The organism is Janthinobacterium sp. GW821-FHT03C10 (genome assembly GCF_059420865.1).
Genome location: NZ_JBWKUN010000006.1, coordinates 335,683 through 360,203 on the forward strand (window position 1 = coordinate 335,683; position 24,521 = coordinate 360,203).

Annotated in this window: 26 protein-coding genes; 7 read left to right on the top strand and 19 right to left on the bottom strand. The window is 63.7% G+C overall.

What is annotated here, in order from left to right; genetic code table 11:
* Window positions 1-4: 4 nt before the first annotated feature.
* From AC07VH_RS21260 to AC07VH_RS21310, 11 genes are all read right to left on the bottom strand, one after another.
* Window positions 5-838 carry an inositol monophosphatase family protein gene (locus AC07VH_RS21260; RefSeq protein ID WP_489629835.1) on the bottom strand — a complete coding sequence of 278 codons (834 nt, stop codon included), beginning with the start codon at window positions 836-838 and terminating at the stop codon, window positions 5-7.
* Window positions 835-1,920: an ABC transporter ATP-binding protein gene (locus tag AC07VH_RS21265; protein ID WP_494789148.1), complete on the bottom strand. Its 1,086-nt coding sequence runs from the start codon at window positions 1,918-1,920 to the stop codon at window positions 835-837. Before AC07VH_RS21265 ends, AC07VH_RS21260 begins: the two co-directional genes overlap by 4 nt.
* Complete coding sequence (locus AC07VH_RS21270) at window positions 1,917-4,091, bottom strand: ABC transporter permease (protein ID WP_494789149.1); 2,175 nt, start codon at window positions 4,089-4,091, stop codon at window positions 1,917-1,919. The genes AC07VH_RS21265 and AC07VH_RS21270 overlap by 4 nt, the downstream gene beginning before the upstream one ends.
* Before the next feature lie 202 nt (window positions 4,092-4,293).
* Window positions 4,294-5,313: an ABC transporter substrate-binding protein gene (locus AC07VH_RS21275; RefSeq protein WP_099410802.1), complete on the bottom strand. Its 1,020-nt coding sequence runs from the start codon at window positions 5,311-5,313 to the stop codon at window positions 4,294-4,296.
* A gap of 247 nt (window positions 5,314-5,560) precedes the next feature.
* The gene (locus tag AC07VH_RS21280; RefSeq protein WP_230538835.1) at window positions 5,561-6,859 is read right to left on the bottom strand and encodes an MFS transporter; all 1,299 of its coding nucleotides are present in this window, start codon (window positions 6,857-6,859) and stop codon (window positions 5,561-5,563) included.
* Between the two features lie 572 nt (window positions 6,860-7,431).
* A complete protein-coding gene (locus AC07VH_RS21285) occupies window positions 7,432-7,752 on the bottom strand; it encodes a thioredoxin family protein (protein ID WP_494789150.1) in 321 nt (106 codons plus the stop codon).
* A 21-nt stretch (window positions 7,753-7,773) separates the two neighbouring features.
* Window positions 7,774-8,469: a fumarylacetoacetate hydrolase family protein gene (locus tag AC07VH_RS21290; RefSeq protein WP_494789151.1), complete on the bottom strand. Its 696-nt coding sequence runs from the start codon at window positions 8,467-8,469 to the stop codon at window positions 7,774-7,776.
* A gap of 90 nt (window positions 8,470-8,559) precedes the next feature.
* Window positions 8,560-9,855, bottom strand: a complete 1,296-nt coding sequence (locus AC07VH_RS21295; protein WP_101484721.1) for an MFS family transporter — start codon at window positions 9,853-9,855, stop codon at window positions 8,560-8,562.
* A gap of 252 nt (window positions 9,856-10,107) precedes the next feature.
* Window positions 10,108-11,310: a 3-oxoadipyl-CoA thiolase gene (gene pcaF / locus AC07VH_RS21300; RefSeq protein WP_494789152.1), complete on the bottom strand. Its 1,203-nt coding sequence runs from the start codon at window positions 11,308-11,310 to the stop codon at window positions 10,108-10,110.
* A gap of 72 nt (window positions 11,311-11,382) precedes the next feature.
* The gene (locus tag AC07VH_RS21305; RefSeq protein ID WP_494789153.1) at window positions 11,383-12,024 is read right to left on the bottom strand and encodes a 3-oxoacid CoA-transferase subunit B; all 642 of its coding nucleotides are present in this window, start codon (window positions 12,022-12,024) and stop codon (window positions 11,383-11,385) included.
* Between the two features lie 11 nt (window positions 12,025-12,035).
* Window positions 12,036-12,734 (bottom strand): 3-oxoacid CoA-transferase subunit A, encoded by a 699-nt coding sequence (locus AC07VH_RS21310; protein ID WP_494789154.1) that lies wholly within the window; start codon window positions 12,732-12,734, stop codon window positions 12,036-12,038.
* 165 nt (window positions 12,735-12,899) lie between these two features.
* Here AC07VH_RS21310 and AC07VH_RS21315 point away from each other — a divergent pair, with 165 nt between their 5' ends.
* Window positions 12,900-13,727, top strand: coding sequence for an IclR family transcriptional regulator domain-containing protein (locus AC07VH_RS21315; RefSeq protein WP_475416147.1), 828 nt, complete (start codon window positions 12,900-12,902; stop codon window positions 13,725-13,727).
* On the opposite strand, the gene AC07VH_RS21320 is transcribed toward AC07VH_RS21315, so the two are convergent.
* The 4 genes from AC07VH_RS21320 to AC07VH_RS21335 are packed head-to-tail and all read right to left on the bottom strand — an operon-like array spanning window position 13,728 to window position 15,854.
* Entirely contained in the window at window positions 13,728-14,585 is an 858-nt protein-coding gene (locus AC07VH_RS21320; protein WP_475416146.1) for a ChaN family lipoprotein, read from the bottom strand.
* A gap of 42 nt (window positions 14,586-14,627) precedes the next feature.
* Complete coding sequence (locus AC07VH_RS21325) at window positions 14,628-15,059, bottom strand: DUF6691 family protein (protein ID WP_494789155.1); 432 nt, start codon at window positions 15,057-15,059, stop codon at window positions 14,628-14,630.
* 8 nt (window positions 15,060-15,067) lie between these two features.
* Window positions 15,068-15,493: a YeeE/YedE family protein gene (locus AC07VH_RS21330; RefSeq protein WP_475416144.1), complete on the bottom strand. Its 426-nt coding sequence runs from the start codon at window positions 15,491-15,493 to the stop codon at window positions 15,068-15,070.
* A gap of 7 nt (window positions 15,494-15,500) precedes the next feature.
* Entirely contained in the window at window positions 15,501-15,854 is a 354-nt protein-coding gene (locus AC07VH_RS21335) for an ArsR/SmtB family transcription factor (protein WP_070310209.1), read from the bottom strand.
* A 333-nt stretch (window positions 15,855-16,187) separates the two neighbouring features.
* On the opposite strand from AC07VH_RS21335, the gene AC07VH_RS21340 reads away from it, so the two are divergent.
* The gene (locus AC07VH_RS21340; RefSeq protein ID WP_475416143.1) at window positions 16,188-16,586 is read left to right on the top strand and encodes a hypothetical protein; all 399 of its coding nucleotides are present in this window, start codon (window positions 16,188-16,190) and stop codon (window positions 16,584-16,586) included.
* Window positions 16,587-16,656: 70 nt separating this feature from the next.
* Here AC07VH_RS21340 and AC07VH_RS21345 read toward each other — a convergent pair whose 3' ends face one another.
* The 3 genes from AC07VH_RS21345 to AC07VH_RS21355 are packed head-to-tail and all read right to left on the bottom strand — an operon-like array spanning window position 16,657 to window position 19,016.
* Window positions 16,657-16,836 (bottom strand): hypothetical protein, encoded by a 180-nt coding sequence (locus tag AC07VH_RS21345; RefSeq protein WP_494789156.1) that lies wholly within the window; start codon window positions 16,834-16,836, stop codon window positions 16,657-16,659.
* A 22-nt stretch (window positions 16,837-16,858) separates the two neighbouring features.
* Window positions 16,859-17,437 carry a DUF1697 domain-containing protein gene (locus AC07VH_RS21350; protein ID WP_494789157.1) on the bottom strand — a complete coding sequence of 193 codons (579 nt, stop codon included), beginning with the start codon at window positions 17,435-17,437 and terminating at the stop codon, window positions 16,859-16,861.
* Between the two features lie 13 nt (window positions 17,438-17,450).
* A complete protein-coding gene (locus tag AC07VH_RS21355) occupies window positions 17,451-19,016 on the bottom strand; it encodes a sensor histidine kinase (protein WP_489630767.1) in 1,566 nt (521 codons plus the stop codon).
* Window positions 19,017-19,223: 207 nt separating this feature from the next.
* On the opposite strand from AC07VH_RS21355, the gene AC07VH_RS21360 reads away from it, so the two are divergent.
* Complete coding sequence (locus AC07VH_RS21360; RefSeq protein WP_475416141.1) at window positions 19,224-19,562, top strand: hypothetical protein; 339 nt, start codon at window positions 19,224-19,226, stop codon at window positions 19,560-19,562.
* Entirely contained in the window at window positions 19,559-20,404 is an 846-nt protein-coding gene (locus AC07VH_RS21365; RefSeq protein ID WP_494789158.1) for an HDOD domain-containing protein, read from the top strand. Before AC07VH_RS21360 ends, AC07VH_RS21365 begins: the two co-directional genes overlap by 4 nt.
* Window positions 20,405-20,559: 155 nt before the next feature.
* Here AC07VH_RS21365 and AC07VH_RS21370 read toward each other — a convergent pair whose 3' ends face one another.
* Window positions 20,560-20,886, bottom strand: coding sequence for a hypothetical protein (locus AC07VH_RS21370; RefSeq protein WP_034746769.1), 327 nt, complete (start codon window positions 20,884-20,886; stop codon window positions 20,560-20,562).
* A 689-nt stretch (window positions 20,887-21,575) separates the two neighbouring features.
* Here AC07VH_RS21370 and miaB point away from each other — a divergent pair.
* The 3 genes from miaB to ybeY are packed head-to-tail and all read left to right on the top strand — an operon-like array spanning window position 21,576 to window position 24,458.
* On the top strand, window positions 21,576-22,943 hold the full coding sequence (gene miaB / locus AC07VH_RS21375; protein ID WP_494789159.1) for a tRNA (N6-isopentenyl adenosine(37)-C2)-methylthiotransferase MiaB: 1,368 nt from the start codon (window positions 21,576-21,578) through the stop codon (window positions 22,941-22,943).
* The gene (locus AC07VH_RS21380) at window positions 22,940-24,004 is read left to right on the top strand and encodes a PhoH family protein (RefSeq protein WP_475416138.1); all 1,065 of its coding nucleotides are present in this window, start codon (window positions 22,940-22,942) and stop codon (window positions 24,002-24,004) included. The genes miaB and AC07VH_RS21380 overlap by 4 nt, the downstream gene beginning before the upstream one ends.
* Complete coding sequence (gene ybeY / locus AC07VH_RS21385) at window positions 23,988-24,458, top strand: rRNA maturation RNase YbeY (RefSeq protein ID WP_475416137.1); 471 nt, start codon at window positions 23,988-23,990, stop codon at window positions 24,456-24,458. The genes AC07VH_RS21380 and ybeY overlap by 17 nt, the downstream gene beginning before the upstream one ends.
* The last annotated feature ends 63 nt before the right edge of the window (window positions 24,459-24,521 follow it).

Here is a 24,521-nt window from a genome sequence, read left to right on the forward strand (position 1 = left end):
TGATTTACTGACAGCGCGGCAAGGCCAGCGCCGCCAGTTGCGGATACAAGCGGGGGCCGCCCACCAGGATGGGGTTGCCCTTTTCCAGGCCGTTATCGGCCAGGAAATCATTGCAGCGCCCGCCTGCCTCGTTGACGAGCACGATGCCCGCCAGGCAATCCCAGGAATTGATGTGCGGCTCGAAATAGCCGATCAGACGCCCGGCCGCCACGTAGGCGATCATCAGCGCGCCGGAACCGTTGCGGATGAACATGCCGCCCTCTTCCAGCACGTCGAGCAGGAAGGGCAAAAAGGTATCGGTGCCCACGCGGTGCGAAAAACCCACACCCAGCACGCCGCCCTGCAGGCTGGCCACGTCGTTGATGCGCAGCCGCGTTTCACCCGCCTTCGCCGTCACATGCGCGCCCTGCCCCAGGCAGGCGTGGAACAGCTCGTCCGCATTCGGGTCGTACACGGCGCCGATGGCGGGCTGGCCGTCGACCAGCACGCCGATCGACACGCACCAGGCCAGCATGCCGTTGACGAAGCAGGCCGTGCCGTCGATGGGATCGATGACCCACACGCAGCGCGCGTCCGACGCCCCGCCGCCCCGCTCCTCGCCCACCACGGCGTCTTCCGGGAAGCGCTCGGCGATCTGCGCGCGCAGGAAATCCTCCACCATGCGGTCGGCGATGCTGACCATGTCCTGCAAGCCCTTTTCCTCGATCACCAGTTCCGTGCGGCGCTGGAACATGCCCAGCGCGATCTCGCCCGCCTGGCCGATGATGTGCCGGGCGTAGGCATAGCGTTCCAGGGTCGCCGCGTCGGCCAGTACCGCTGCCTGTGTCATATCTGTCATGCTTGTCCTCCAATGATGGCTGCGCCATGTTCGTGTACGGTCATGGCGACCGATGTGCCTTGCGTGAAAACCTGGCTCAAGTCGTGCGAGACGGCAAACAGTTCGCCGACGGGCGTCTCGAGCGTGTATTGCATTTCGCGTCCCAGGTAAGTGGCGCGCGCCACGCGCGCCACCATGGCGCTGTCCGGCTGCGCGGGCGACAGCAGGATCGCTTCCGGACGCACGGCGAAACTCGCTTCGCCGCTGCGCTGGCTGCGGCATGGCAGGCGCAGCCGCAGCTTGCCCATGACGCAGACGGCCTTGCCGTCGGCCACCGATTCGATCACGCCATCGACGATGTTCGCGTTGCAGATGAAGTCGGCGACGAACTTGTCGGCCGGCGACTCGAACAGCTCGTGCGGCGTGCCCTTTTGCGCGATCACCTGGCGGTTCATGACGATGATCTGGTCGGAAATGGCCAGCGCCTCTTCCTGGTCATGCGTGACGTACACGGCCGTCAAGCCCAGCTTGACCTGGATGTCGCGGATCTCGTCGCGCACGCGGCGGCGCAGTTTCGTGTCCAGGTTCGACAGCGGCTCGTCCAGCAGCAAGACCTTGGGCTGCAGCACCAGCGAGCGGGCCACGGCCACGCGCTGCTGCTGGCCGCCCGACAACTCGTTCGGGAAGCGCGCGGCAAAATCGGCCAGGCCCACCAGCCGCAGGCTTTCCTGCGCCCGTTCCACGGCGCGCGGCTTGGTCTCGCCCGAGACGGTCAAGCCGTAGCACACGTTGTCGAGCACCGTCATGTGCGGGAACAGCGCATACGACTGGAACACCATGCTGACGTCGCGCTCGGCGGCGGAGGTCAGGGTGACATCCTCGCCGGCCAGCAGGATGCGCCCGGCGCTGACGCGCTCCAGGCCCGCGATCAGGCGCAGGGTGGACGTCTTGCCGCAGCCGCTGGGACCCAGCAGGGTGACCATGGTGCGCGGGGCGATCATGAACGACACATCGTTCACGGCCAGGGCCTTGCCGTAGCGCTTGGTAACACCATCGAATTCCAGCGCGGCAAGCTCTGTTGCTTGGGTAGTAAAGTGGTTCATGCGTAGCTCTTTTCCAGGTTGGGAACGGCGGCCGGCAGCGTTTTTTCGGCGCTGACGCGGCGAAGGCGGCGCTTGCCGACCAGCAAATGGATCAATTGGATGCACAGCAGGATGATGACGATCAGCACCGTGGCATAGGCGATGGCCGTGCCGTAGTTACCGTTCGACACCAGGCCGATGATGTAGGACGTGGCCATGTCGTAATCGGCGCTGACGAGGAAGACAACGGCCGAGATCGACGTGATCGAGCGCACGAAGCCATACACGAGGGCCGAGGCGATGGCCGGGCGCAGCAGCGGCAGGATGACCTTGCGCATGGTGGTCCAGCTGCTGGCGCCCAGGGTGATCGACGCCTCGTCCAGGCTGCCGTCGAGCTGGCGCATGGCGGCGATGCCCGTGCGCAATCCCATCGGCATGTTGCGGAAGACAAAGCACAGGATCAGAATCGTCGCCGTGCCCGTCAACTCGATCGGCGCCGAGTTGAACGCCAGGATGTAGCTGATGCCGATGACGGTGCCGGGAATGGCAAAGCTGAGCATGGTGCCGAACTCGAACGCGCTCTTCAGGGCGAATTGCTGGCGCACCAGCAGCCAGGCCGACAGGATGCCGACAAAGGCCGTCAAGGGCGCGGCGATGGCCGAAATCGTCAGCGTGGTGAACAGCGACGGCCAGGCCTGGCCCGTCCAGTGCCAGCCGGCAGCGCCCGCCGTGATGCCGAAGGCGTCGATGTAATGGCGCAAGGTGAAGGCATTGTCCTGGCCCCAGTTGTTCACGAAGCCGCCCGCCACCACGGTGCCGTAGATCAGGGCCGTGAAGGCGAACCATGGCAGGGCGATGGTCCACAGGGTCGTTTTCAGGCGCGGATTGAGCGAGGCGTGGCCGCCGTGGTCGGCCTTGCCCGTCACCGTCACATACGATTTCTTGCCCAGCCACAGGTTCTGGATGAAGAAGGCGCCCACGGCAAACGTCAGCAGCACGATGGCCAACGTCGCCGCGCGGCCCTGGTCGTTCGAGGCGCCCACCACGGAAAAGAAGATTTCCGTCGACAGCACGTGGAAGTTGCCGCCCAAGACCATAGGGTTGCCGAAGTCGGCCATGCTTTCGATAAAGCACAGCAAAAAGGCATTGGCGATGCCGGGGCGCATCAAGGGCAGCGAGACCTTGACGAAGGTTTGCCAGCTGCTGGCGCCCAGGGTGCCCGACGCTTCTTCCAGCGAGGGGCTGACGCCTTCGACCACACCGATCAATGTCATGAAGGCGATCGGCGCAAAGGCCAGCATCTGCGACAGCCACACGCCCGTCATGCCGTACAGCCAGCGGCTTTGTTCGATGCCAAACAGGTCGCCGACGAGGCCCGTGATGGCGCCGTTGCGGCCGAACAGCAGGATCAGCGCCAGGCCCAGCACGAACGGCGGCGTGACGATCGGCAAGATGGTGATGGCGCGCATCGGGCGTACCCAGCGGCCATTCGTGCGCGTCACCAGCAGGGCAAACACGAGACCGAGGAAGGTGGCCGATACGCCCGTCAGCAGGGCCAGCGCCAGCGTGTTCCAGGCCACGCCGCAGCGGCCGGGACCGGCCACGCAATTGAGGCTCCAGATGCCGGGGTCGGCCAGGCGGCGCGCCAGGGCGGCGGCGCCCGTGCCGCCATCGTCCATGGGCTGGCCGGCGCTGACGAGGATCAGCGCGACGGGGAACAGCACGAACAGGGAAATGAGGCAGATGATGAGGCCGATGGCGCCGGCCACGAAGGCGTCGCCGCGGCACACGCCGCAGGCGGCGGCGCCCGAGGTCAGCAGGAACAGCAGGCACAGCGCCAGCAGCAGCGCGCCGAAACCGAGGCCGGTGCCGGCGGCCAGCGGCCCCCAGCCCAGCCATGCCAGCCACAGCAGGCCCGCGCCGCCGAGGGCGATCTGGCCCAGGCCCAGGGTCTTGCGGTGGGGATTGGCGGCCACCAGCGCGGCGCTGGCGGCGATCAGGGCAAAAAACACGCCCAGCGGCCAGGCGCCGAACGACAGCACGTGCAGCACGGCCGGTGCGCCACGTTCACTGAAGAACTGGCCGTCGCGCAGCCATTCGCCGGCGAACAGTCCCGCTTCCTGCTGCTGCCAGGGCAACAGGCACAACGCTGCCAAAGCGGCCAGCAGCCAGCCGTAAAATATCTTTTTCATGAGTTTCATCCAACTATGAACGTCTGAAATTCTGTTGCGCGATGCGCTCTGTTTCCAGACGTTTTGAACAATTGATATAGGTTTAACGCCTGCCAAAACTGTAGCGAGCGGCAGTGAGTTGCGGCCGAGACGCGCAGCTGTGCGCTAGCACAGTGAGCATCGCAGGCTGCAAATCGCGACGCGCAGTAAGTTTTGGCGCGCGTTAATTGCCGGCAGAATAAATCTGCGTGGTCCAGCGTTGTAATAAGCGCTTGCGCGTGTCCGACGCGCCGTACTTGGCGAAGTCGTAGTTGATGGTCTTGATGTTTTCCAGGCGCGGCGAGGCGGCGGGAATGGTGGCGGCCGCGTTGGACGGGATCTGGAAAGCCAGCGCCTTGACGGCTTCGCTCTGCACGTCGGGACGCAGGGCGAATTCATAGAATTTCTTTGCCTGTTCCATGTTTTTCGCGCCCTTGACGATGCTCATCGAGCCGATCTCGTAGCCCGTGCCTTCGCAGGGCGGCAAGACCTTCACGGGAAAGCCGGCCACGGTGAGTTTCATCAGGTCATGCATGAAGCCGATGGCCACGCCCGCTTCGCCGCGGCCCACGTCCTCGCCCGGCGCCACGCCCGCGTTCGGGTATTTGCTGACGTTCTGGCCCATTTTCGCCAGGAAATCGAAGGCTTCCTCTTCGCCGAACAGCTGCACCACGGTGGCCAGCGCGTTGTAGGCGGCGCCCGAGGAATTCGGGTTGGCCATCTCGATCTCGCCCTTGTAGGCGGGCTTGACGAGGTCTTTCCAGCATTGAGGCGGCGGCAGGTTTTTCTTCTTCAGCACGTTTTCGTTGTAGGCCAGGCCCAGGATGCCGATGTAGATGCCGACGGTGCGGTACTTGGCCGTCTCGGCCTGCTTGAGCGCCCACGGCTGCAGCTTGGGCAAGGTGGGCGACTTGTATTCTTCCGTATAGCCTTCGGCGGCGGCCTGCAGGTGGGGGTCGCCCGTGCCGCCCCACCAGATGTCCGATTTCGGGTTCGACGCTTCGGCGCGGATCTTCGCGTAGGCTTCCCCGGCGCTCTTCCTGATCATCGATACCTTGATCTTGCTTTCCGCCTCGAAGCGGTTCTTCATCAGCTGGCACCATTCCATGTCGGCCGAGCACAGCACGGACAGGCGTTCCTCGGCGGCCATGGCCGTCATCGGCAGGGCCAGGCTTATAGCAATCGCAACATTGCGCATCTTCATCGTCTCACTCCAAGTTCGTTGTCGTTGTGGTACTTCAGACCGCACCGCTATCTTGCGGTGTCACTGTCCCGGGATGTGCTTTGTAAGGCCTTGCACTGCATTGCACACGTGTGCACACCTTAACACCAGCCGATTTTGACTGTCAACAAGAATCTCGGCAGGCGTGCGGCGTGGCGTTTTACCGACAAAAAAAGCCGCCAGCTGGTTGCAGCTGGCGGCTTTCGGGACCGGTGGGGTCAGAGGGGTATTACTGCCAGGCTTCCTTGCCCGCGCGCGGCTTGCCCACCATCAGCAAGGCGCCCAGGGTCAGCACGGCCGCCAGCGACAGGTAATAGCCCACGTATTGCAGACCATAGTTGGTGGCCAGCCAGGTGGCGATGTACGGCGCCAGCGAGGCACCGAGGATGCCCGCCAGGTTGAACGTCAGCGAAGCGCCCGTGTAGCGCACTTCGGGCGGGAACAGCTCGGACAACATCGTGCCCAGCGGTCCGTAGGTCATGCCCATCAGGCCCAGGCCGACAGCCATGAAGACGGTCACTTCCCACGTCACGCCCGAGCCGAACATGGGCGCGAGCACCAGGCCGAAGATGGCGATGGCGACGGAGACCCAGATCAGGGTGGCGCGGCGGCCGCGGCGGTCGGCCAGCACGGCCGAAAACGGAATCGTCAGGGCGAAGAACAGCACGGCAAACAGTTGCACGACGAGGAATTCCTTGCGCGTGAAGCCCAGCTTGGTCGTGCCCCAGCTCAATGCAAACACCGTCATCAGGTAGAACAGCACGAAGGTGGCCAGGGCGATGATGGTGCCCAGGAACAACATGCGGCCATGCTGGCGGAACACGGTGGCCACGGGCAGCTTGACGACTTCGTTCTTGTCGATGACTTTCTGGAAGTCCGGCGTTTCCGTGATCTTCAGGCGCACGTACAGGCCGACGATGACCAGCAGCGCGCTGGCCAGGAACGGGATGCGCCAGCCGTAGCTGAAGAACTGCTCATCGGTCATGGTTTCGCTCAGCAGCAGGAAGATGCCGCCCGACAGGAAGAAGCCGATCGGCGCGCCCAGCTGCGGGAACATGCCGTACCAGGCGCGTTTGCCCGGTGGCGCGTTCTCGGTTGCCAGCAGCACCGCGCCGCCCCACTCGCCGCCCAGGCCCAGGCCCTGGCCGAAACGGCACAGCGCCAGCAGCAGCGGCGCCAGGGTGCCGATGGCCGCATACGTCGGCAGCAAGCCGATGATGACGGTGGAGATACCCATGGTCAGCAAGGCCGCCACGAGAGTGGCCTTGCGGCCGATGCGGTCGCCGAAGTGGCCGAACACGGCCGAACCGATGGGGCGGGCGAAGAAGGCGATGGCGAACGTGGCCAGCGATTGCAGCACGGCGGCCGACGGGTCGCCGGCGGGGAAGAACAATTTCGGGAACACCAGCACGGCGGCGGTGGCGTAGATATAAAAGTCAAAGAACTCGATGGTGGTGCCGATCAGGCTGGCGAACAGCACCGTGCCGGGGGAATTTTTCTTGGGGGGGGTGCTCCGGGGCTTACTCATTTACTGCGCTCCTTGGGGAGGGTGTCTAAAGGCCATTCTCTGGATGTTTTTTCAGGCAGCAGCACAGCACGTTGTCTCCGTGTCGTTCGCATATCATAGCCTTGCGCGCGGGCATTTGCCGCGCATTTGCTATTAAATTTGCAAACAAAAACAACGGTTTTTGTTGCCGTAGCGAACTGCCGGCAACGCGCGCTAACGCGCCGTGATCAGTGCTGATTTAGAGAAACAACGGTCGTGCGCCATCCGGTTACCCGGGGCACGGCAGGAAAGGCGTCAGGGGATGGGCGACGTGTATCAGGCCCGGCGTATCGCCAGGCATTCCGTACCAGACCCGCGCGTCGGCATCGCGGCATCGGTCATTTGTGGTGAGTCCTTGCCTGCGGCCCCTCCGGGTGGAGCGGGCCGGCGATGATCGCGCTGCATCACGCAGGATGCGGTTGATCTTGCTGTAAGCGGCTTATCATACGCGCAGTGCTGCGGTGCGGCAAGAAGTTGTGATGGAGCATGTACGGTGGTGTCGGCTTACGCTGCGCTAAGCCGACCTACGCCGACCTACGCCCACCTATGCTGACCTACGCATCGATCAATGCAAAAGTCTGCTCGATCTCGCGGCTGTCGAGCGGGCGCACGAGGCGCGCCACTTCCTGGCCATCTTTCAGGAAAATCAGGGTCGGCCACAGTTTCACCTTGAATGAGCGCCCCAGCGCGCGGCCGGGGCCGTCTTCCACGCGAATATGCGCTACCCCGGGGTGCTGCGCCAACGCGGCGGCCAGCGGCGCGTCTGTGGCGCGGCAGTGGCCGCACCAGCCCGTGCCGAATTCCAGCAGGGCCGGCCCCGCCAGGGCGTCGATCTCGGCGCGCGTCGGTTGTGCTACGGAATATGTGTCGTGCATTATGCCGCCTTCCTTGTCCGCTCAGACCACTTTCACGCGCAATTCGCCCAGGCCATCGATGGCGCCCACCAACTCGTCGCCGCGCTGCACGGCCGCCACGCCGGCCGGCGTGCCCGTGTAGATCAGGTCGCCCGGCTGCAAGGTGAAATAGGTCGACAGGTCGGCGATGGTTTCGGCCACGTTCCAGATCAGCATATCGATGCTGCTGCTTTGGCGCAGCTCGCCATTCACGTGCAGGGTGATGGCGGCATGCTGGACGTCACCCGCCTGCGCGGCCGGCGTGATGGGGCTGATGGGCGCCGAGTGCTCGAAGGCCTTGCCCGTCTCCCACGGACGGCCCAGTTTTTTCGCTGCGCCCTGCACGTCACGGCGCGTCATGTCCAGGCCGATCGCATAACCCCACACGTGGCTCAGCGCATCGGCCGCGCCGATATCGCTGCCGCCCTTGCCGACGGCCACCACCAGCTCCATCTCGTGCTGGAAATCCTGCGTCTGCGCCGGATACGGCAGCTCGCCCGTCGTGCCGGCTGGCACGGGCAGCACGGCGTCGGCTGGCTTCATGAAGAAAAACGGCGCCTCGCGGCCCGTGTGGCCCATTTCCTTGGCGTGCTCGACATAGTTGCGGCCTACGCAATAGATGCGGTGGACAGGGAAGGTATCGACGCTGCCGCTGACGGGAACGCTGGACTGGATGGCTGCGGGAATGACATACGACATGAAAACTCCTGATCGGCACGATAAAAAGGCGGCGATGAAAAAGGGACACCGCAGTGTCCCCCACGCAGTGCCACCCATTTTACGACAACGTTACTTCAGCAGTCCCGAGCGGCTCGGGTCCGGCATGCGGATGGCAACGATGAAGGAAATCAGGCACATGATGGTGACGTACCAATAGAAATACTCTTCCACGTGCCAGGCCTTGAACTGCAGCGCCACGTATTCGGCCGAGCCGCCGAACATGGCGTTGGCGACCGCGTACGACAGGCCCACGCCCAGTGCGCGCACTTCGACGGGGAACATTTCCGCCTTGATCAGGCCGCTGATCGACGTGTAGAAGCTGATGATGGCCAGCGCGATGATGATCAGGCCGAACGCCGCGTACGGGCTGGAAATATCCTTCAAGGCATGCATGATGGGCAGCACGCACAGGGTGGCCAGGCCGCCGAAGAACAGCATCGAGGTGCGGCGGCCGATACGGTCGGACAAGGCGCCGAACACCGGTTGCAGAATCATGTAGACGAGCAAGGCGCAGGTCATGACGGCGCTGGCCGTCTTGGTATCCATGCCGGCCGTGTTGACCAGGTATTTCTGCATGTAGGTGGTAAAGGTGTAGAACACGAGCGAGCCGCCGGCCGTAAAGCCGAGTACCGTGATGAAGGCGCGCTTATGCTTGAGCAAGCCGCGCAGGCTGCCCGCATCTTTGTCCTTGCGCTCGCTGGCGGTGGTCGTTTCCGTCAGGGATTTACGCAGGTTCAGCGAGACGAGGGCCGCCAGGGCGCCAAAGACGAACGGGATGCGCCAGCCCCAGGCGCGCAGCTCTTCCAAGGTCAGCAGTTGCTGCAAGACCACCAGTACCAGCAAGGCCAGCAGCTGGCCGCCGATCAGGGTCACGTACTGGAACGAGGCGAAGAAGCCGCGCTTGCCCGACTCCGACACTTCACTCATGTAGGTGGCGCTGGTGCCGTATTCGCCGCCCACGGACAGGCCCTGGAACAGGCGCGCCACCAGCAGCAGGAACGGCGCGAAGGCGCCGATGGTGTCATACGTGGGCATGACGGCGATCATCAAGGAGCCGCCGCACATCATCAGCACGGAAATCATCATCGACTGGCGGCGGCCATATTTGTCGGCGATGCGGCCGAACAGCCAGCCGCCCACCGGGCGCATGAGGAAGCCGGCGGCAAAGATGCCGGCCGTCTGCAGCAGCTGCGTGGTGGGGTTACCGGAAGGGAAGAAGGCGTGCGAGAAATACAGCGCGCAGAACGAGTAAATGTAGAAGTCGAACCATTCGACCAGGTTACCGGAAGAAGCGCCAATGATGGCCTTGATGCGCTGCTGGGAAGTCAGCTGCGCAACGTCATGCGGAGTATCGTGGGATGTCATATCAATCTTCTTGTTCGTGTGAAAAAGCCAACGCCTGCCAGGTTGCCCGGGCTGGTTTTGCATCATACGCCCTTGATCAAGGTCAAAAAGCCGCCCGGCATACGGGTTAATACGTATCACCGGCAACTTTTTTTCGCCTGTGGAGGCGTGGAATCAGACCCGTTCCAGCACCAGCGCGATGCCCTGGCCGATGCCGATGCCGCATCTTGTGTGAGTGCACAGTGCATGGTGCTTGCCCGGACGCGCTGCAGGTCAGACCCGTTCCAGTACCAGCGCGATACCCTGGCCTACGCCGATGCACATCGTGCAAAGCGCATAGCGCCCGCCCGTGCGGTGCAGCTGGTTGACGGCCGTCATGGCCAGGCGCGCACCGGACGCGCCCAGCGGGTGACCGAGGGCGATGGCGCCGCCGTTCGGGTTCACGCGCGGATCGTCGTCGCGCAAGCCCAGCTGGCGCAGCACGGCCAGGCCCTGGGCGGCAAACGCTTCGTTCAATTCGATGACGTCGAAATCGGCCAGGGTCAAGCCCGTCATGGCCAGCACTTTCAGGGTGGCGGGCGCGGGGCCGATGCCCATGATGCGCGGCGCCACGCCGGCCGTCGCCATTGCCACCACGCGGGCGCGCGGTGTCAGGCCAAAGCGGGCCGCGTTCGCCTCGTCGGCCAGCAGCAGGGCCGCCGCGCCATCGTTGACGCCGGACGCGTTGCCGGCCGTGATCGTGCCGTCCGCGCGCACGACGGGTTTCAGTTTGGCCAGGGTGTCCAGCGTGGTGGCGCGCGGATGCTCGTCGCGGCTGACAACGACGGGCTCACCCTTCTTCTGCGCAATGCTGACGGGACAGATTTCGCTGTCGAACACGCCCGCCTGCTGCGCCGCCAGGGCTTTTACCTGGCTGGCCAGGGCAAACGCATCCTGGTCCGCGCGGCTGATGCCGAAGTCGCTGGCCACGTTTTCCGCCGTTTCCGGCATCGAATCGACGCCGTACTGCGCCTTCATCAGCGGATTGATGAAGCGCCAGCCGATGGTCGTGTCTTCCATTTTCATGCCGCGCGAAAAGGCGCTGTCGGCCTTGCCCATTACGAAGGGCGCGCGGCTCATGCTTTCCACGCCGCCGGCGATCAGCAAGCCCGCTTCGCCGCTCTTGATGAAGCGCGCGGCGCTGCCGATGGCGTCCAGGCCCGAGCCGCACAATCGGTTCAGGGTGGCGCCCGGCACGCTGTCGGGCAATCCCGCCAGCAAGGCGGCCATGCGCGCCACGTTGCGGTTGTCCTCGCCCGCCTGGTTGGCGCAGCCGTACAGCACGTCCGTGACGGCCGTCCAGTCCACGTTCGGGTTGCGCGCCATCAAGGCGCGGATGGGCACGGCGCCCAAGTCGTCGGCGCGCACGCCGGACAGGCCGCCGCCATAGCGGCCGAAGGGGGTGCGCTGGGCATCGCAGATAAACGCTGCAGTCATATTTTTTTCCTCCAAGAAATATTTATGTAGGTCGGGTTAGTGCGCAAGCACGTAAGCCGACATTGCTGGCTGCTAACGTCCGTCCAGCAGTGAAACCGGCGTCAACGCTTGCAACTGTTCAAAACGCAAGCCATCGGCCAGTTCGATGACCGTGGCACCGTTTGGTCCCAGGTCGAACACGGCCAGGTCGCTGTAGATGCGGCTGACGCACCCGATGCCCGTCAGCGGATAGGTGCAGGCCTGCACCAGCTTGCTTTCACCGCCCTTGGTCAGCAATTCCATCATGACCCAGGTTTTTTTCGCGCCGATGGCCAGGTCCATGGCCCCGCCCACGGCGGGTATGGCGTCGGGTGCGCCCGTGTGCCAGTTGGCCAGGTCGCCCGTGGCGGACACTTGAAACGCGCCCAGCACGCAGATGTCCAGGTGGCCGCCGCGCATCATGGCAAAGCTGTCGGCATGATGGAAATAGCTGCCGCCCGCCAGCAGGGTGACGGGCTGCTTGCCCGCATTGATCAGGTCGTAATCTTCCTCGCCCGGCGCGGGCGCGGGGCCCATGCCGATCACGCCGTTTTCGCTGTGCAGGATGATCTCCGCGCCGGCCGGCAAGTGATTCGCCACCAGGGTCGGCAAGCCGATGCCCAGGTTCACGACGGCACCTTCATGGATGTCGGCCGCCACGCGGGCCGCCATCTGGTCTCGATTCCATTTGTTCATATTGATTTTCCTCAGGCTGCTTTGAAGCCGGCGGGGCCGGTGGCCGTGCGCGGCACTTGCACGAGGCGCTGCACGAACAGGCCCGGCGTGATGACGTGTTCGGGGTCGATGCTGCCCAGCTCAGCAACTTCATGCACGGAAGCAATGCTGACCTTGGCGGCCATGGCCATGATGGGGCCGAAGTTGCGCGCCGTCTTGCGGTAGGTGAGGTTGCCCCAGCGGTCGCCCTGCTCCGCCTTGATCAGCGCGAAGTCGGCGTGGATGGGCGACTCGAACACATACATGCGCCCGTCGATCTCGCGCGTTTCCTTGCTCTTGGCCAAGTCCGTGCCGTAGCCCGTGGGCGTGAAAAAGCCGCCGACGCCGGCGCCAGCGGCGCGGATGCGCTCGGCCAGGTTGCCCTGCGGCACCAGTTCCAGCTCCAGCTTGCCCGCGCGGTACAGGGCGTCGAAGACGTGGGAATCGGCCTGACGGGGGAACGAGCAGATGATCTTGCGCACCTGCCCGTTTTTCAGCAGGGCGGCCAGGCCCGTGTCGCCGTTGCCCGCATTGTTGTTGACGATGACGAGGTCGCGCGCGCCCTGGGCGATCAGGCCGTCGATCAGCTCGGCCGGCTGGCCCGCGCCGCCGAAGCCGCCAATCATGACGGTGGCGCCATCGTGGATATCGGCCAGCGCATCAAGCACGCTGGAACGCAGTTTGTCGATCATTGCGGTCTCCTCCCAATCAAACTCATTAGCCATTTGTTCGCATAACGAACAAATATTCGTATTTAGAACTTATTCGTGAGAATATGCCTGATCGGGGCGCTTGTCAATTTGCCGTTTTCGCCACCGCCATGGCTATAATTGCCACCTTGCCCCATTGGAAATGCCATGACCGCACGCAGCCGCACCTCCCTTGCCACCGAAGAAAGCGTTGATGCCGAGGGCGCGCCGCGTCCCGGCGACAGCTATGTGCAATCGTTCGCGCGGGGCCTGGCCGTGCTGCGCAGCTTTGGCGCGGACGCGCCGCAGCAGACCCTGAGCGAAGTGGCGGAACGGGCGCAGCTGACGCGCGCGGGCGCGCGGCGCATCCTGCACACCCTGCTGCATCTCGGTTACGTGGAAGCGGATGGGCGGCTGTTCCGTTTGACGCCCAAGGTGCTCGACCTCGGTTACGCCTATCTGTCATCCCTGCCCGTATGGACGCAGGCGCAGCCGCTGCTGGAAGAATTGATGCAGACCTTGCGCCAGTCGTGCTCGGCCACCGTGCTCGACGGGGACGACATCGTCTACGTCGTGCGCCTGTCCGCGCACCGCACCATGTCGATCAACCTGGGTATCGGCAGCCGCCTGCCCGCCTACTGCACCTCGATGGGCAGGGTGTTGCTGTCGGGCCTGGCGCCCGAGGTGCTGCGCGAACGGCTGTCGAAGATGGCGCTGCTGAAGATCACGCCGGCGACCAAGGTCGATATCGATGTCTTGATGGAAGAGATTGCGCAAGTGCGGCGCCAGGGCTGGTGCCTGGTGCAGGAAGAGCTGGAACAGGGCTTGATCGCCCTGGCCGCGCCCGTGTTCGACCGGGCCGGCAAGGTGGTGGCGGCGATCAACGTCAGCGGCCAGACGGCGGGGCCATCCGTGGCGCATCTGCTGGAGCACAGCCTGCCGAAACTGCTCGAGACGGCAAACCGGGTCAGCGCCCTGGTGCGGGTGCAGCAGTAGTTACTTGTTAAACTTCGCGCACAGGTCCGCGCGCGGCTGGGCCGGCATCGTTTGCGTCAGGTCGAACGTGCCCTGGTAGCCGGCGGCGCCCTGCTCCAGGTAGCCGATGCTGCGCACATTCAGTTGCGGGTCGGCCAGCTTCAGCCAGCGGGGCACGCCGATATCCTTGCGCACATGCACATTGCCGGCGATCAGCACCACGTCGCGCGGCGCCTGGTCGCGGATCAGCTTGGCCATCCAGATATCGCGCGCCACCTGGGCGTTGACGACACCGGTCATCATCATGTCGGGCAGCATATTGCAGCGGGCCGCCTGCACTTCCCTCTTTTGCCCTTCCAGGATATCGGCCGGCACGGGCGCGGCCAGGTACGTGGCCGCCATGGCGGGCGGCATGGCCCACTGGATGCCGTCGCGCACGATACGCGAGGCATCGGCCGGCGACAGGTTGCCGGCGACCAGGGTCAGCTGGTAACTGATGACGAGGTCCAGCACGGGCCGGTACATGCTCCAGTCCCAGCGCGGCTGTTCCATCACGCGGATGATGCAATCGGGGTCGGCGCATTCACGCGCGGCGCGCGTCAGCAGGGCCTGGTTTTCGCGGTCGAACTGCTCCATGACGATCACGGGACGCCAGCCGGCCGCCAGGCGGCGCTGCAATTCCGCGACGCGCAGGCGCTGACCTTGCGCATTGTCATGCACTTCACCGAGCAGCAGCACTTGCGGATTGGGCAAGGTATCGGCCACAGGCGCGGGAGCGGGCGGCGCTTCCTTCTTCAGCAAGCTGCCGCAGGCGGCCAGCGCCAGCACGCTGCACAGCAGGGCGGCGCGCGCGCCGGCACGGAAAATCATGGTCTTCATGTAAGCGGTATCCAAAGTGGCGATGCGCCAGATTGTACCGTCTCAGGCTGGCGCGGGTGCCTTGCGGCGCTCCAGCACTTCAAAGAGCAGCATGCCGGCCAGCATCGCGATCACAAACAACCACGCCTTCGGCTGGCCCGCCAGCAGCGACACGAGGGCGGGACCGGGACAGAAACCGGCGATGCCCCAGCCCGCGCCAAAGGCCAGGCTGCCCAGCAGCAAGCGCCGGTCGATGCGGCGCGACGCGGGCAATTGCATGGGGTCGCCCAGCAGCGCCGTGCTGCGCCGGCGCGCCAGCCAGAAGGCGGGCAGAGCCACGCCGATGGCGCCGCCCATCACCAGCGCCAGCGACGGGTCCCAGGCACCGGCCAGGTCGAGGAAACCGAGCACCTTGGCCGGGTTGCTCATGCCGGAGACGATCAGGCCCAATCCAAAGATGAGGCCGCTCAACAGGGAAAGGATCAGCTTGCTCATAAGCTTGCTCACAGATGGCGCAACAGATACACGGTGAGGAAACCGGCCGCCATGAAGGCACACGTGGCCGCCAGCGAACGCGGGGACAGGCGCGACAGGCCGCACACGCCGTGGCCGCTGGTGCAGCCGGCGCCATAGCGCACACCCACGCCCACCAGCAAGCCGGCCGCGATCAGGGCCGGCGTACCGGCGTCGATCTGCACGGGCGGCAAGGCTTGCCACAACCGCCACAGCAGGGGCGTGCCGGTCAGGCCGGCAAGAAAGGCGATGCGCCAGCCCAGGTCGCCACTGCGCGGGCGCAGCAAGCCGCCGAGGATGCCGCTGATGCCGGCGATGCGGCCATTGAACAGGATCAATAGCGCCGCCGCCAAGCCGATCAGCATGCCGCCTGCCAGCGAGGCCCATGGCGTGAAGTGTTGCCAGGCTATCGTCATGGCAATCTCAGTCGGCTTCGTCGTTGAACGGGGGGCGCGGCGCGCAAAATTGCGCGTACAGCACTTGCAGCACGGCCAGCACGGGCGCGCTGGCGACGCGGTAATAAATCTGCTTGCCGTCGCGCCGCGTGGCCACCAGCATCTCTTCGCGCAGCACGCCCAGCTGCTGCGACAGGGTCGGCTGGCCGATGCCCACTTTTTGCTCGAGGTCGCTGACGCAATGCTCGCCCTGCGATAGCTGGCACAGCAGCATCAAACGGTCGGCATTGCCCATGGCCTTGAGCAGCGAGCTGGCCTTGTAGGCCGAACCCCGCATGGCGTCGAGGTTGTATTCGGCGTGTTGTGTTGCGACTGTCTCCATCGTGCCCTCCCACAGGCGGTCATATTGAATAGCGTGCGATAAACAATATACTAATCAATATATTGTTTTCCTGCTGGCGATTCGCACAAAAAAACAACAGTGTTTTTGGCGATAGCATACTCATGCAAAGTGTGCGGCAACGATCATGTTTACGCTATCAAAATGACAAATATTCGTAATAAACAGGAAATAAACGTATCAAAATTGTCACGATCTATGCTGTAATGGGAAAACAGCAGAAAAATCAGGATACGCCCCCGTACAGGCGAATCGTCCGTCCATGCGCAAGCCGGTTTCGGCTGCGCCAGGCGGTGAACAACAAGGGAGAGCAAGATGAAAATCTATCAGCCGCTCTGCGTGGCCTTGCTGGCGCTGTCGGCCAGCACAGGGAGCCTGGCGGCAGTCAGCGACACGACGGCCGCCAAGCTGCACGAAGCCGGCGAACGCGTGACGATCGATGAAAGCATCAGCTTGAATAATAATCCCGGCTGGGAAACGCCGGACTTGCCGTATGCACGCCTGCTGGCCAGCAGCAGCGCGACGGCACCGCACTGGAGCAGCGCGCGCCATGTGGCCCTGGCGCCGTCCAGGCCCATGACGGCCGCCCCCGCACAGCAAGCCAGCGTGCCGGCCCCGGTGCCGGAAGCGAGCATGTACTCGATGCTGCTGGTGGGATTGGGCCTGGTGGCCTTGAGCCTGCACGGCGAAAAACAGGAAAAATTCGATAACTGACGGCGCCAGCACTGGCAAGGCGCTGCCGCAAAACATTCCGCCTGGTGCGGAATGTTTTTTGATGGCGCCCTCATTTGTCCAGCAGACGGCAGACCCGTTCGATATTGCCCACCGGAATACCCGACTTCAGGGCGCGCGCGATGCAGCCCGCCTTGTCCGGGCCCGAGGCGGACATGAGCACGAAGGCCGTCACCACCACGCTGATGGCGACGAACACGATCAAGACACCCTTGACGATATCCCAGTTCATGGCGTCTCCATGGAAGGCATCATTACTCCTTGGCCGATATGGCTGCCGCATCCGCTCCATTCAGCAGCGCATGCAATTTCTGCATGGTGGCCCAGTTGCGCGAGGTGACGCCGTCGCCCAGCAGCACGCCCAGCGCCGCCACCACCTTGCTGGCCAGCACGCCATCGGGACACCAGGCATACGCGGCCCAGCGGCCCAGCGCCAGCGCTTCCGGCTGCCACGGCTGCCGCAGGAGGGGCGTCAGGCGCTGGACATCGGCCGGATTGTTCAGCACCAAGGTCAGCAAGCGGGCCGCATCGGCCGCCGGCGCCAGGGTGTTTTGCTCCACCAGCTCGGCGAACTGGCCGGCCGACAGCACCGTCACCCTGGCCGCCACGCCCAGTTTCAGCACCAGCGCTTCCTCGATGCGGGCAGCGGCCTCGGCAGGCGCCACCACGCCGCCGTCATACACGACGTTGCCGCTGTTGAGTACCGTGCGCACCTGCGCAAAACCGAGGTCGCCCAGCAGCTTGCGCAGGTCGGCCATGGCCACGCGCTTGGCGCGGCCCACATTGATCCCGCGCAAAAGCGCCACTTGCTGACTGTTTTCTATCGATGCCATATTGTCTCCTTGCCTATGCCTGGCTGCTGGTGCTTTCCGGCAACGGCGTCACCGTAGGCAGGCGCAGCAGGAACGTCGCGCCCTGCCCCAGGGTGCTGCTGACCGTGATGGTGCCGCCAAACTGCTTGGCAATCAAGTTGAACACGATATTCAAGCCCAGTCCGGTGCCGCCCTGCCCGCGGCGCGTGGTGACAAACGGATCGAACACGCGGTCGAGCATGTCGGGCGCGATGCCGCGGCCGTTGTCGCGCACCTGCATGGCGATCGCGTCGCCGTCGCGGCGCACGCCGATATGGATATTGCCGGCCGTGTCCGCATCGAAGGCGTGCTCGACGCAGTTCAATACCAGGTTGGTCAGCACCTGCGCCAGCGCGCCCGGATAACTGTCGAGCATGATGCCGGGCGGGCAATCGATATCGATGCTGATGCGCGTCTTTTTCAGGGTCGGCTGCAGGCTCGAGATCACTTCGCCGATATAGTCGCGCAATTCGAACAAACGGCGCGCCTCGCTGACCTGGTCGACGGCGATCTGCTTGAAGCTGTGGATCAGATGCGCGGCCCGATAGGCATTGTTCATGATCAGCCGCGCGCTTTCGCCGGCCGTTTCCAGGTAGCGCACGATATCGGTCTTTTTCACGCTGCCGCCAGCCACCGCCGCGCTGATGTCATCGGTGGCTTCCTTCAGCACCGAGGCGCTGGTCAGGGCGATGCCGACCGGCGTATTGATTTCATGCGCCACGCCGGCCACCAGGCTGCCCAGCGAAGCCAGGCGTTCCGATTGCAGCAGGGACTCTTGCGCGCGGCGCAGCTCGTCCATGGCCTGCGCCGTTGCCTGCTGCGAGCGGCGCGCCATGTCTTCCGCCTCGCGGCTGCCTTCGATGATGGACTTGAGCTTGCGCTGCACGGCATTGAAGCCGCGGATCACGTCGCCCAGTTCGTCGCGCCGGTTTTCCGGCAGCTCTTCGACGTCATCGCTGCCGCGCGTGGCCAGGTCGAACAAGCCGTCGCGCAACTGTTTCAGGGGGCCGAAGACGATGCGCAGGCTCAGCGCCAGGGCGCCCACGAGAATGATGTCAAGCAGCAACACTTCCACCACCTTGCGCCGCACTTCACTGCGCAGGGCCGCATCGATCTGCTCGCGGCTGAAATTGACGATGACCTTGCCCACGATCACGGGCTTGCCGCCTGTGGCGGCCGCCACGGCGTCGCGGAACACGAGCGGCGCCTCGACGGGCGTGCCGCCCATGGCCACGTCCGCCTCAAGCGGCACCAGGGTGCCGGAGGCATCGCGCACTTCGCCCGCGAACAGGCCGACCGAGGCGTCATAGACGCGGATGCCGACCAGCTCCGGCGGCAGCATTTCGGCCGCGACAATGCTGTCGACCTTGGATTTATCGAGATCCCACAGGGCGGACGGCAAGCTGGTCTGCAAGCGCGTGAGCACGCCGCTGCGCAGGCGCGCGCTGCCCGATTCGAGTTCCTTGCTCAAGGTATATTGGGTATAGCTGCCGGAAATGCCCAGCACCAGGGTGACGATCACGACAAAAAGCAGGGTCAGCCGGACTTGGATACTCACCATCAATCAACACTCCCCGGGCCAGGCCAGCCGCCGGCCCGCGGCGCGGGCGCAGATACGTCAGCAATGCAAGGGCCTGATTCAAATGTACGGTATGACATGCTTATTGGCAAGATTTACAGCATCCCCACTTTCGATAGGGACTTTGATGCAGGTTGAGACATTGCGGCATGGCAATGGTAATATCCCGCAATCATCTAAGGAGTCGTCATGGCGGTCACGCATCAACATCTACCCCTGGAACAAGTTCGTCCCGGCATGATTTTGTCGGATGTCTTGCTCGATGCGCATGGACAAGTGCTGTTGCCGCAAGGCGCGGTATTGACGGAAAACATGCTGGCCCTGATGCCCCGCCACAACATCGACATGCTGCCGATCCAGGCGCCGCCCCCGTCGCCGGAAGAAATCGCCGCGCAGCAAGCGGCCGACAGCGAACGGCTGGCGTACCTGTTCCGCAAGCACGATCCCGAAGATCCCCTGGACGCGGCCACCACCTTGCTGCGCAGCTATGTCACGGCTTACCGCCTGGGCACGGGAGAGACCGCATGAGCACCCAGCTGACGCTCGACGATATCGTCGCCCACCTCGATGGCTTGCCTTCGCTGCCCGCCGTCGTGATGGAACTGCTCAACAGCATAGACCAGGAAGACGTCGATATTTCCGTGCTGGCCAAAAAAGTGTCGTATGACCAGGCGCTGACGGCAAAAACCTTGCGTCTGGCCAACTCATCCCACTATGGCCTGCAAGTGAAGGCCACCACCATCCAGCAGGCGATCACTTACCTGGGCTTCCAGACCACGCGCAGCCTGATCACGTCGGCCGCCATCACGGGCTGCTTCCCGGAAGGACGCTGCCCAGGTTTCGACGACAAGGCCTTCTGGCGCCATTCGGTGGCGACGGCCGCCTGCGCCAAAGTGCTGGCGCGGCAGCTCCGCTTCAACCAGGATTACGCATTCACGGCCGGCTTGCTGCACAACATCGGCCGCCTGGTGCTGGTCAGCAGCTTTCCCGCGCACTATGCGCAAGTCATCGCGCACCAGGCCGCGCACGATTGCAGCCTGCTCGAAGCGGAGCAGGCCGTGCTGGGCGTGGACCACGTGCAGGCAGGCGTGGCCCTGGCCGAGCACTGGAATTTTTCCGACACCATGCGCCTGGCGCTGGGCAATTACCTGCAGCCGGAAACGCCGGGCGCCGGTTTTCTTGCGGCACTGATCCATGTGGCCAATGCCGTCGTCTGTGCGCTCGACCTGGCGCAGGCGGGCGACGACATGGTGCCGCGCGTCTCGCCGGTGGCCTGGGATGCGCTGGGCCTGGGCAAGGACACGTATCTGCAGCTGTTCCGCGAAACGGAGCTGCGCTACGACGAAATCACCTCGGCACTGCTGAGCTAAGCAAATCCGCAAACGCAAACGGCCCTCGCTGCGAAGCGAAAGCCGTTATGGGTACTGCGATACATCCATGTTACCCGGTCCATGCTGCCCGGTCCACGCCAGCCTGTTGCCGCCAGCAGCTACGCAAGCGGCACAGTCAGCGTACAACCGCCACATCAGTGCGCGTAATTCGATTCTTGCGCATCGCCGCGGTCTTCCGCTTTTGGACGGCCCTGGGCGTCGGACAAACGGTACTTGGTGCGGCGATCGCCCATCAAATCGCGCAGGTCGCGGATGCTCATGCCCGTCACTTCGTGCATGCGGATCAGCAGCGAGGCGCCGACCGGCAAGCGGTGGTGGCGGATCTTGCTGATGACGGGTGGCGCCACTTCAAGCAGACGCGACAGGGCTGCATCGTTCTTCAGCTGCATTTTGCTCAGCAGAATATCCAGCAGGTGGTTCGGGTTGTAACTCTCTTGCGATGCTAATGCATGATGTGCCATGATTTTTCCTCGTCTGGTGAATGTAGAAAATAATGCCGATACGAACTTAAGGCTGGCTTAGAGTGTTTAAATAAACGTCTTTCCATCGGATTCAGCCCTCCCCTCCGCCGCCCCTCCTTATCGCACTGCCTGCACAGGACTTGCACAGCCACGTCCAACCAACGTGCGCAGCTTGCCGCGTGAGTAAAAAGCACTGCAACTCAACGAAATGAATTGCATATAAAACAATATACTAGTCCAAACACGCTGCATCTGCGCCTCGCGCAAACTTCCTGATTGTTAAATATCAATCAAGCTGCTGGTTGGCTTGGCAACGATGCTATTTCAACACATTAGGATGCCAGCGGGCGCACACAAGGCTTTGCAGCAACTTGTTACAAATCAATGGTGTCGTACGGCAATAAATGCTTTTCAGCATCGTCGTTCCAGGTGCCTTGTTCACACCGCAACCTTGTCGGCAAGGTCAGCACGACATGGCCCGTGCCGGCGATTTACGCTAAACTATGGCCTGAACTTGCAGCGAGCCTGCCACCGGGCAGCCAGAGGCGCCCGGCCGGTCATCCACCGCCTCCCGCCCCGGGCGGCGCACAGCGCAAGCCCCCTGCCCAGCTGATTTGCGCCACACTTAGTTGTCCCACTTATTTGTTCCATTTATTTGCCGCTACATTTACCGATAAGCATCCGACTCCATGCAGAAAAAAGTATTCATTAAAACCTTCGGCTGCCAGATGAACGAGTACGACTCGGACAAGATGGCCGACGTGCTGGGCGCCTCCGATGGCCTGGTGCGCACCGACACGCCGGAAGATGCCGATGTGATCCTGCTTAACACCTGCTCCGTGCGCGAAAAGGCGCAGGAAAAGGTGTTTTCCGACCTGGGCCGTCTGCGCGAGCTGAAACTGGCCAAGCCGCACCTCTTGATCGGCGTGGGCGGCTGCGTGGCCTCGCAGGAAGGCGACGCCATCGTCAAGCGCGCGCCATATGTCGACATGGTGTTCGGCCCGCAAACGCTGCACCGCCTGCCGCAAATGATCGAACTGCGCCGCGCCAGCGGCGATGCGCAAGTGGACATCAGCTTCCCGGAAATCGAAAAGTTCGACCACCTGCCGCCGGCCAAGGTGGAAGGTGCGTCGGCGTTCGTTTCCATCATGGAAGGCTGCAGCAAATATTGCAGCTACTGCGTCGTGCCCTACACGCGCGGCGAGGAAGTGTCGCGCCGCTTCGAGGACGTGCTGACGGAAGTGGCGGGCCTGGCCGCCCAGGGCGTCAAGGAAATTACCCTGCTGGGACAGAACGTGAATGCCTACCGGGGCGCGATGGAAGGCGGCGAGATCGCCGACTTCGCCCTGCTGCTCGAATACGTGGCCGACATACCCGGCATCGAGCGCATGCGCTTCGTCACCAGCCACCCGAAGGAATTCACGCAGCGCCTGATCGACGCCTACGCGAAGATCCCGCAGCTGGTCGACCACCTGTACCTGCCGGCGCAGCACGGTTCCGACAAGATCCTAGGCGCCATGAAGCGCGGCTACACGGGCCTCGAATACAAGTCCATCATCCGCCGCATCCGCGCCGTGCGCCCGAACATGGCCATTTCCTCGGACTTCATCGTCGGTTTCCCCGGCGAGACGCAAGCCGACTTCGACGCCATGATGAAGCTGATCGCGGACGTCGGCTTCGACAACAGCTACAGTTTCATCTTCAGCAAGCGCCCCGGCACGCCGGCCGCCAGCCTGGAAGACGACACGCCGCACGAGGTCAAGCTGGCCCGGCTGCAGCAACTGCAGGTGGCCATCGACGCCAACACGCGCAACTACAGCCAGGCCATGGTGGGCACGGTGCAAACCATCCTCGTCGAAGGCCGCTCGAAGAAGGACACGATAGCTCGCGAACTGCAAGGCCGCACGGAAAACAACCGTGTGGTCAATTTCGACGCCGGCCCGGACGCGCTGCAACTGGTCGGCCAGCTGGTCGACGTGCGCATCACCGAAAGCCATTCCTATACCCTGCGCGGCGAACTCGTCGCCAGCGCACCCGCATTGAAAAGAGCCAGTTGAAAACCAAAGCCCCGATACAGCCGCATTACTTCATCCCCGAGCCGCTCGACAACACGCGCCTGGCGCACCTGTGCGGACCGCTCGATGAAAACCTGCGCCAGATTTCCGCCGCCCTCGACGTGACGATCTTCCGCCGCGGCGAGAAATTCATCGTCGGCGGCAGCAATGCCGAACGGGCCGTGGAAATCCTCGAGCAGTTCTACGCCATCGCCAACAAGGTCGTGCCGCTGGAAGAAGTGCAGCTGGCCCTGGTGGAGCAGCGCGCGGGCCTGTCCGCCGCCTCGGAACACCATGCCAACGCGCCCATCAGCACTTTTGTGGAACCGGACATCGCCAGCCCCGTGCTGAAAACGCGGCGCGCCGACCTGCGTGGACGCACGCCGCACCAGATCGCCTATTTGCGCGACATCCTCGAACACGACATCAGCTTCGGCGTGGGTCCGGCCGGCACGGGCAAGACGTATCTGGCCGTCGCCTGCGCCGTCGACGCGCTCGAACGCGACGCCGTCAAGCGCATCATCTTGACGCGCCCCGCCGTCGAAGCGGGCGAACGCCTGGGCTTCCTGCCGGGCGACCTGGCGCAAAAGGTCGATCCGTATCTGCGTCCCCTCTACGATGCGCTGTACGACTTGCTGGGCTTTGACCGCACGCAAAAACTGTTTGAAAAACAGGTGATCGAGATCGCCCCGCTGGCCTACATGCGCGGACGCACCCTGAACCACGCCTTCGTCATCCTCGACGAGGCGCAAAACACCACCGTCGAACAGATGAAGATGTTCTTGACGCGCATCGGCTTTGGCAGCAAGGCCGTGGTGACGGGCGACGTCACGCAAGTCGACCTGCACAAGAGCCAGACAAGCGGCCTGATCGACGCCGTGCACGTGCTCAAGGATGTGCGCGGCATCGGTTTCACGCAATTTAACAGCACCGACGTGGTGCGCCATCCGCTCGTCGCGCGCATCGTCGACGCCTATGAAACGGCGCAGGCGGCCAATGCCGACGCCGCCCAGTTACTTCCCCTATTGAAACCAGCCGCCGCCAAAAATGTCCGAAAAAAATAAACTGTCCTTGTCCGTGCAATACCCGGATACCCGCCTGGAAACCCTGATCACGCGCCCGAAAGTGCGCCGCTGGGTCAAGGCGGCCCTGTTCGCGCCCGCCGAATTCACCATCCGCTTCGTCGACGCGGAAGAGGGCCGCAGCCTGAACCGCGACTACCGCGAAAAGGACTACGCCACCAACGTGCTGACGTTCGCCTACAACGAAGGCGAAGAATTGGCCGAGGACGAGCCGACGCGCGCCGACATCATCCTGTGCACGGACGTGCTGGAGAAGGAAGCGGCGGAGCAGAAAAAAAGCGTGGAAGAGCACACGGCCCATCTGATCGTGCACGGCGTGCTGCATGCGCAGGGCTACGACCACATGGACGACGAGGAAGCGGCCGAGATGGAGGGGCTGGAAACGGAGATCCTCGCCAAGCTCGGCATTACCGACCCGTACGCGGACCCAAAATAAACCGCGCAGATTGGGGCGGTCGGTAGGTCGGGTAGGTCGGGTTAGCCCGCAGGGCGTAAGCCG

Bases quoted from the DNA above. Each gene is read 5' to 3' on its own strand.
- AC07VH_RS21355 (WP_489630767.1), bottom strand. From the start codon at position 19,016: ATGGTGAGTATCCAAGTCCGGCTGACCCTGCTTTTTGTCGTGATCGTC.
- AC07VH_RS21365 (WP_494789158.1), top strand. From the start codon at position 19,559: ATGAGCACCCAGCTGACGCTCGACGATATCGTCGCCCACCTCGATGGC.
- AC07VH_RS21370 (WP_034746769.1), bottom strand. From the start codon at position 20,886: ATGGCACATCATGCATTAGCATCGCAAGAGAGTTACAACCCGAACCAC.
- AC07VH_RS21265 (WP_494789148.1), bottom strand. From the start codon at position 1,920: ATGAACCACTTTACTACCCAAGCAACAGAGCTTGCCGCGCTGGAATTC.
- AC07VH_RS21280 (WP_230538835.1), bottom strand. From the start codon at position 6,859: ATGAGTAAGCCCCGGAGCACCCCCCCCAAGAAAAATTCCCCCGGCACG.
- AC07VH_RS21315 (WP_475416147.1), top strand. From the start codon at position 12,900: ATGACCGCACGCAGCCGCACCTCCCTTGCCACCGAAGAAAGCGTTGAT.
- miaB (WP_494789159.1), top strand. From the start codon at position 21,576: ATGCAGAAAAAAGTATTCATTAAAACCTTCGGCTGCCAGATGAACGAG.
- AC07VH_RS21325 (WP_494789155.1), bottom strand. From the start codon at position 15,059: ATGAGCAAGCTGATCCTTTCCCTGTTGAGCGGCCTCATCTTTGGATTG.
- AC07VH_RS21320 (WP_475416146.1), bottom strand. From the start codon at position 14,585: ATGAAGACCATGATTTTCCGTGCCGGCGCGCGCGCCGCCCTGCTGTGC.
- AC07VH_RS21350 (WP_494789157.1), bottom strand. From the start codon at position 17,437: ATGGCATCGATAGAAAACAGTCAGCAAGTGGCGCTTTTGCGCGGGATC.
- AC07VH_RS21330 (WP_475416144.1), bottom strand. From the start codon at position 15,493: ATGACGATAGCCTGGCAACACTTCACGCCATGGGCCTCGCTGGCAGGC.
- AC07VH_RS21360 (WP_475416141.1), top strand. From the start codon at position 19,224: ATGGCGGTCACGCATCAACATCTACCCCTGGAACAAGTTCGTCCCGGC.
- ybeY (WP_475416137.1), top strand. From the start codon at position 23,988: ATGTCCGAAAAAAATAAACTGTCCTTGTCCGTGCAATACCCGGATACC.
- AC07VH_RS21345 (WP_494789156.1), bottom strand. From the start codon at position 16,836: ATGAACTGGGATATCGTCAAGGGTGTCTTGATCGTGTTCGTCGCCATC.
- AC07VH_RS21340 (WP_475416143.1), top strand. From the start codon at position 16,188: ATGAAAATCTATCAGCCGCTCTGCGTGGCCTTGCTGGCGCTGTCGGCC.
- AC07VH_RS21295 (WP_101484721.1), bottom strand. From the start codon at position 9,855: ATGACATCCCACGATACTCCGCATGACGTTGCGCAGCTGACTTCCCAG.
- pcaF (WP_494789152.1), bottom strand. From the start codon at position 11,310: ATGACTGCAGCGTTTATCTGCGATGCCCAGCGCACCCCCTTCGGCCGC.
- AC07VH_RS21290 (WP_494789151.1), bottom strand. From the start codon at position 8,469: ATGTCGTATGTCATTCCCGCAGCCATCCAGTCCAGCGTTCCCGTCAGC.
- AC07VH_RS21275 (WP_099410802.1), bottom strand. From the start codon at position 5,313: ATGAAGATGCGCAATGTTGCGATTGCTATAAGCCTGGCCCTGCCGATG.
- AC07VH_RS21270 (WP_494789149.1), bottom strand. From the start codon at position 4,091: ATGAAAAAGATATTTTACGGCTGGCTGCTGGCCGCTTTGGCAGCGTTG.
- AC07VH_RS21285 (WP_494789150.1), bottom strand. From the start codon at position 7,752: ATGCACGACACATATTCCGTAGCACAACCGACGCGCGCCGAGATCGAC.
- AC07VH_RS21310 (WP_494789154.1), bottom strand. From the start codon at position 12,734: ATGATCGACAAACTGCGTTCCAGCGTGCTTGATGCGCTGGCCGATATC.
- AC07VH_RS21260 (WP_489629835.1), bottom strand. From the start codon at position 838: ATGACAGATATGACACAGGCAGCGGTACTGGCCGACGCGGCGACCCTG.
- AC07VH_RS21335 (WP_070310209.1), bottom strand. From the start codon at position 15,854: ATGGAGACAGTCGCAACACAACACGCCGAATACAACCTCGACGCCATG.
- AC07VH_RS21305 (WP_494789153.1), bottom strand. From the start codon at position 12,024: ATGAACAAATGGAATCGAGACCAGATGGCGGCCCGCGTGGCGGCCGAC.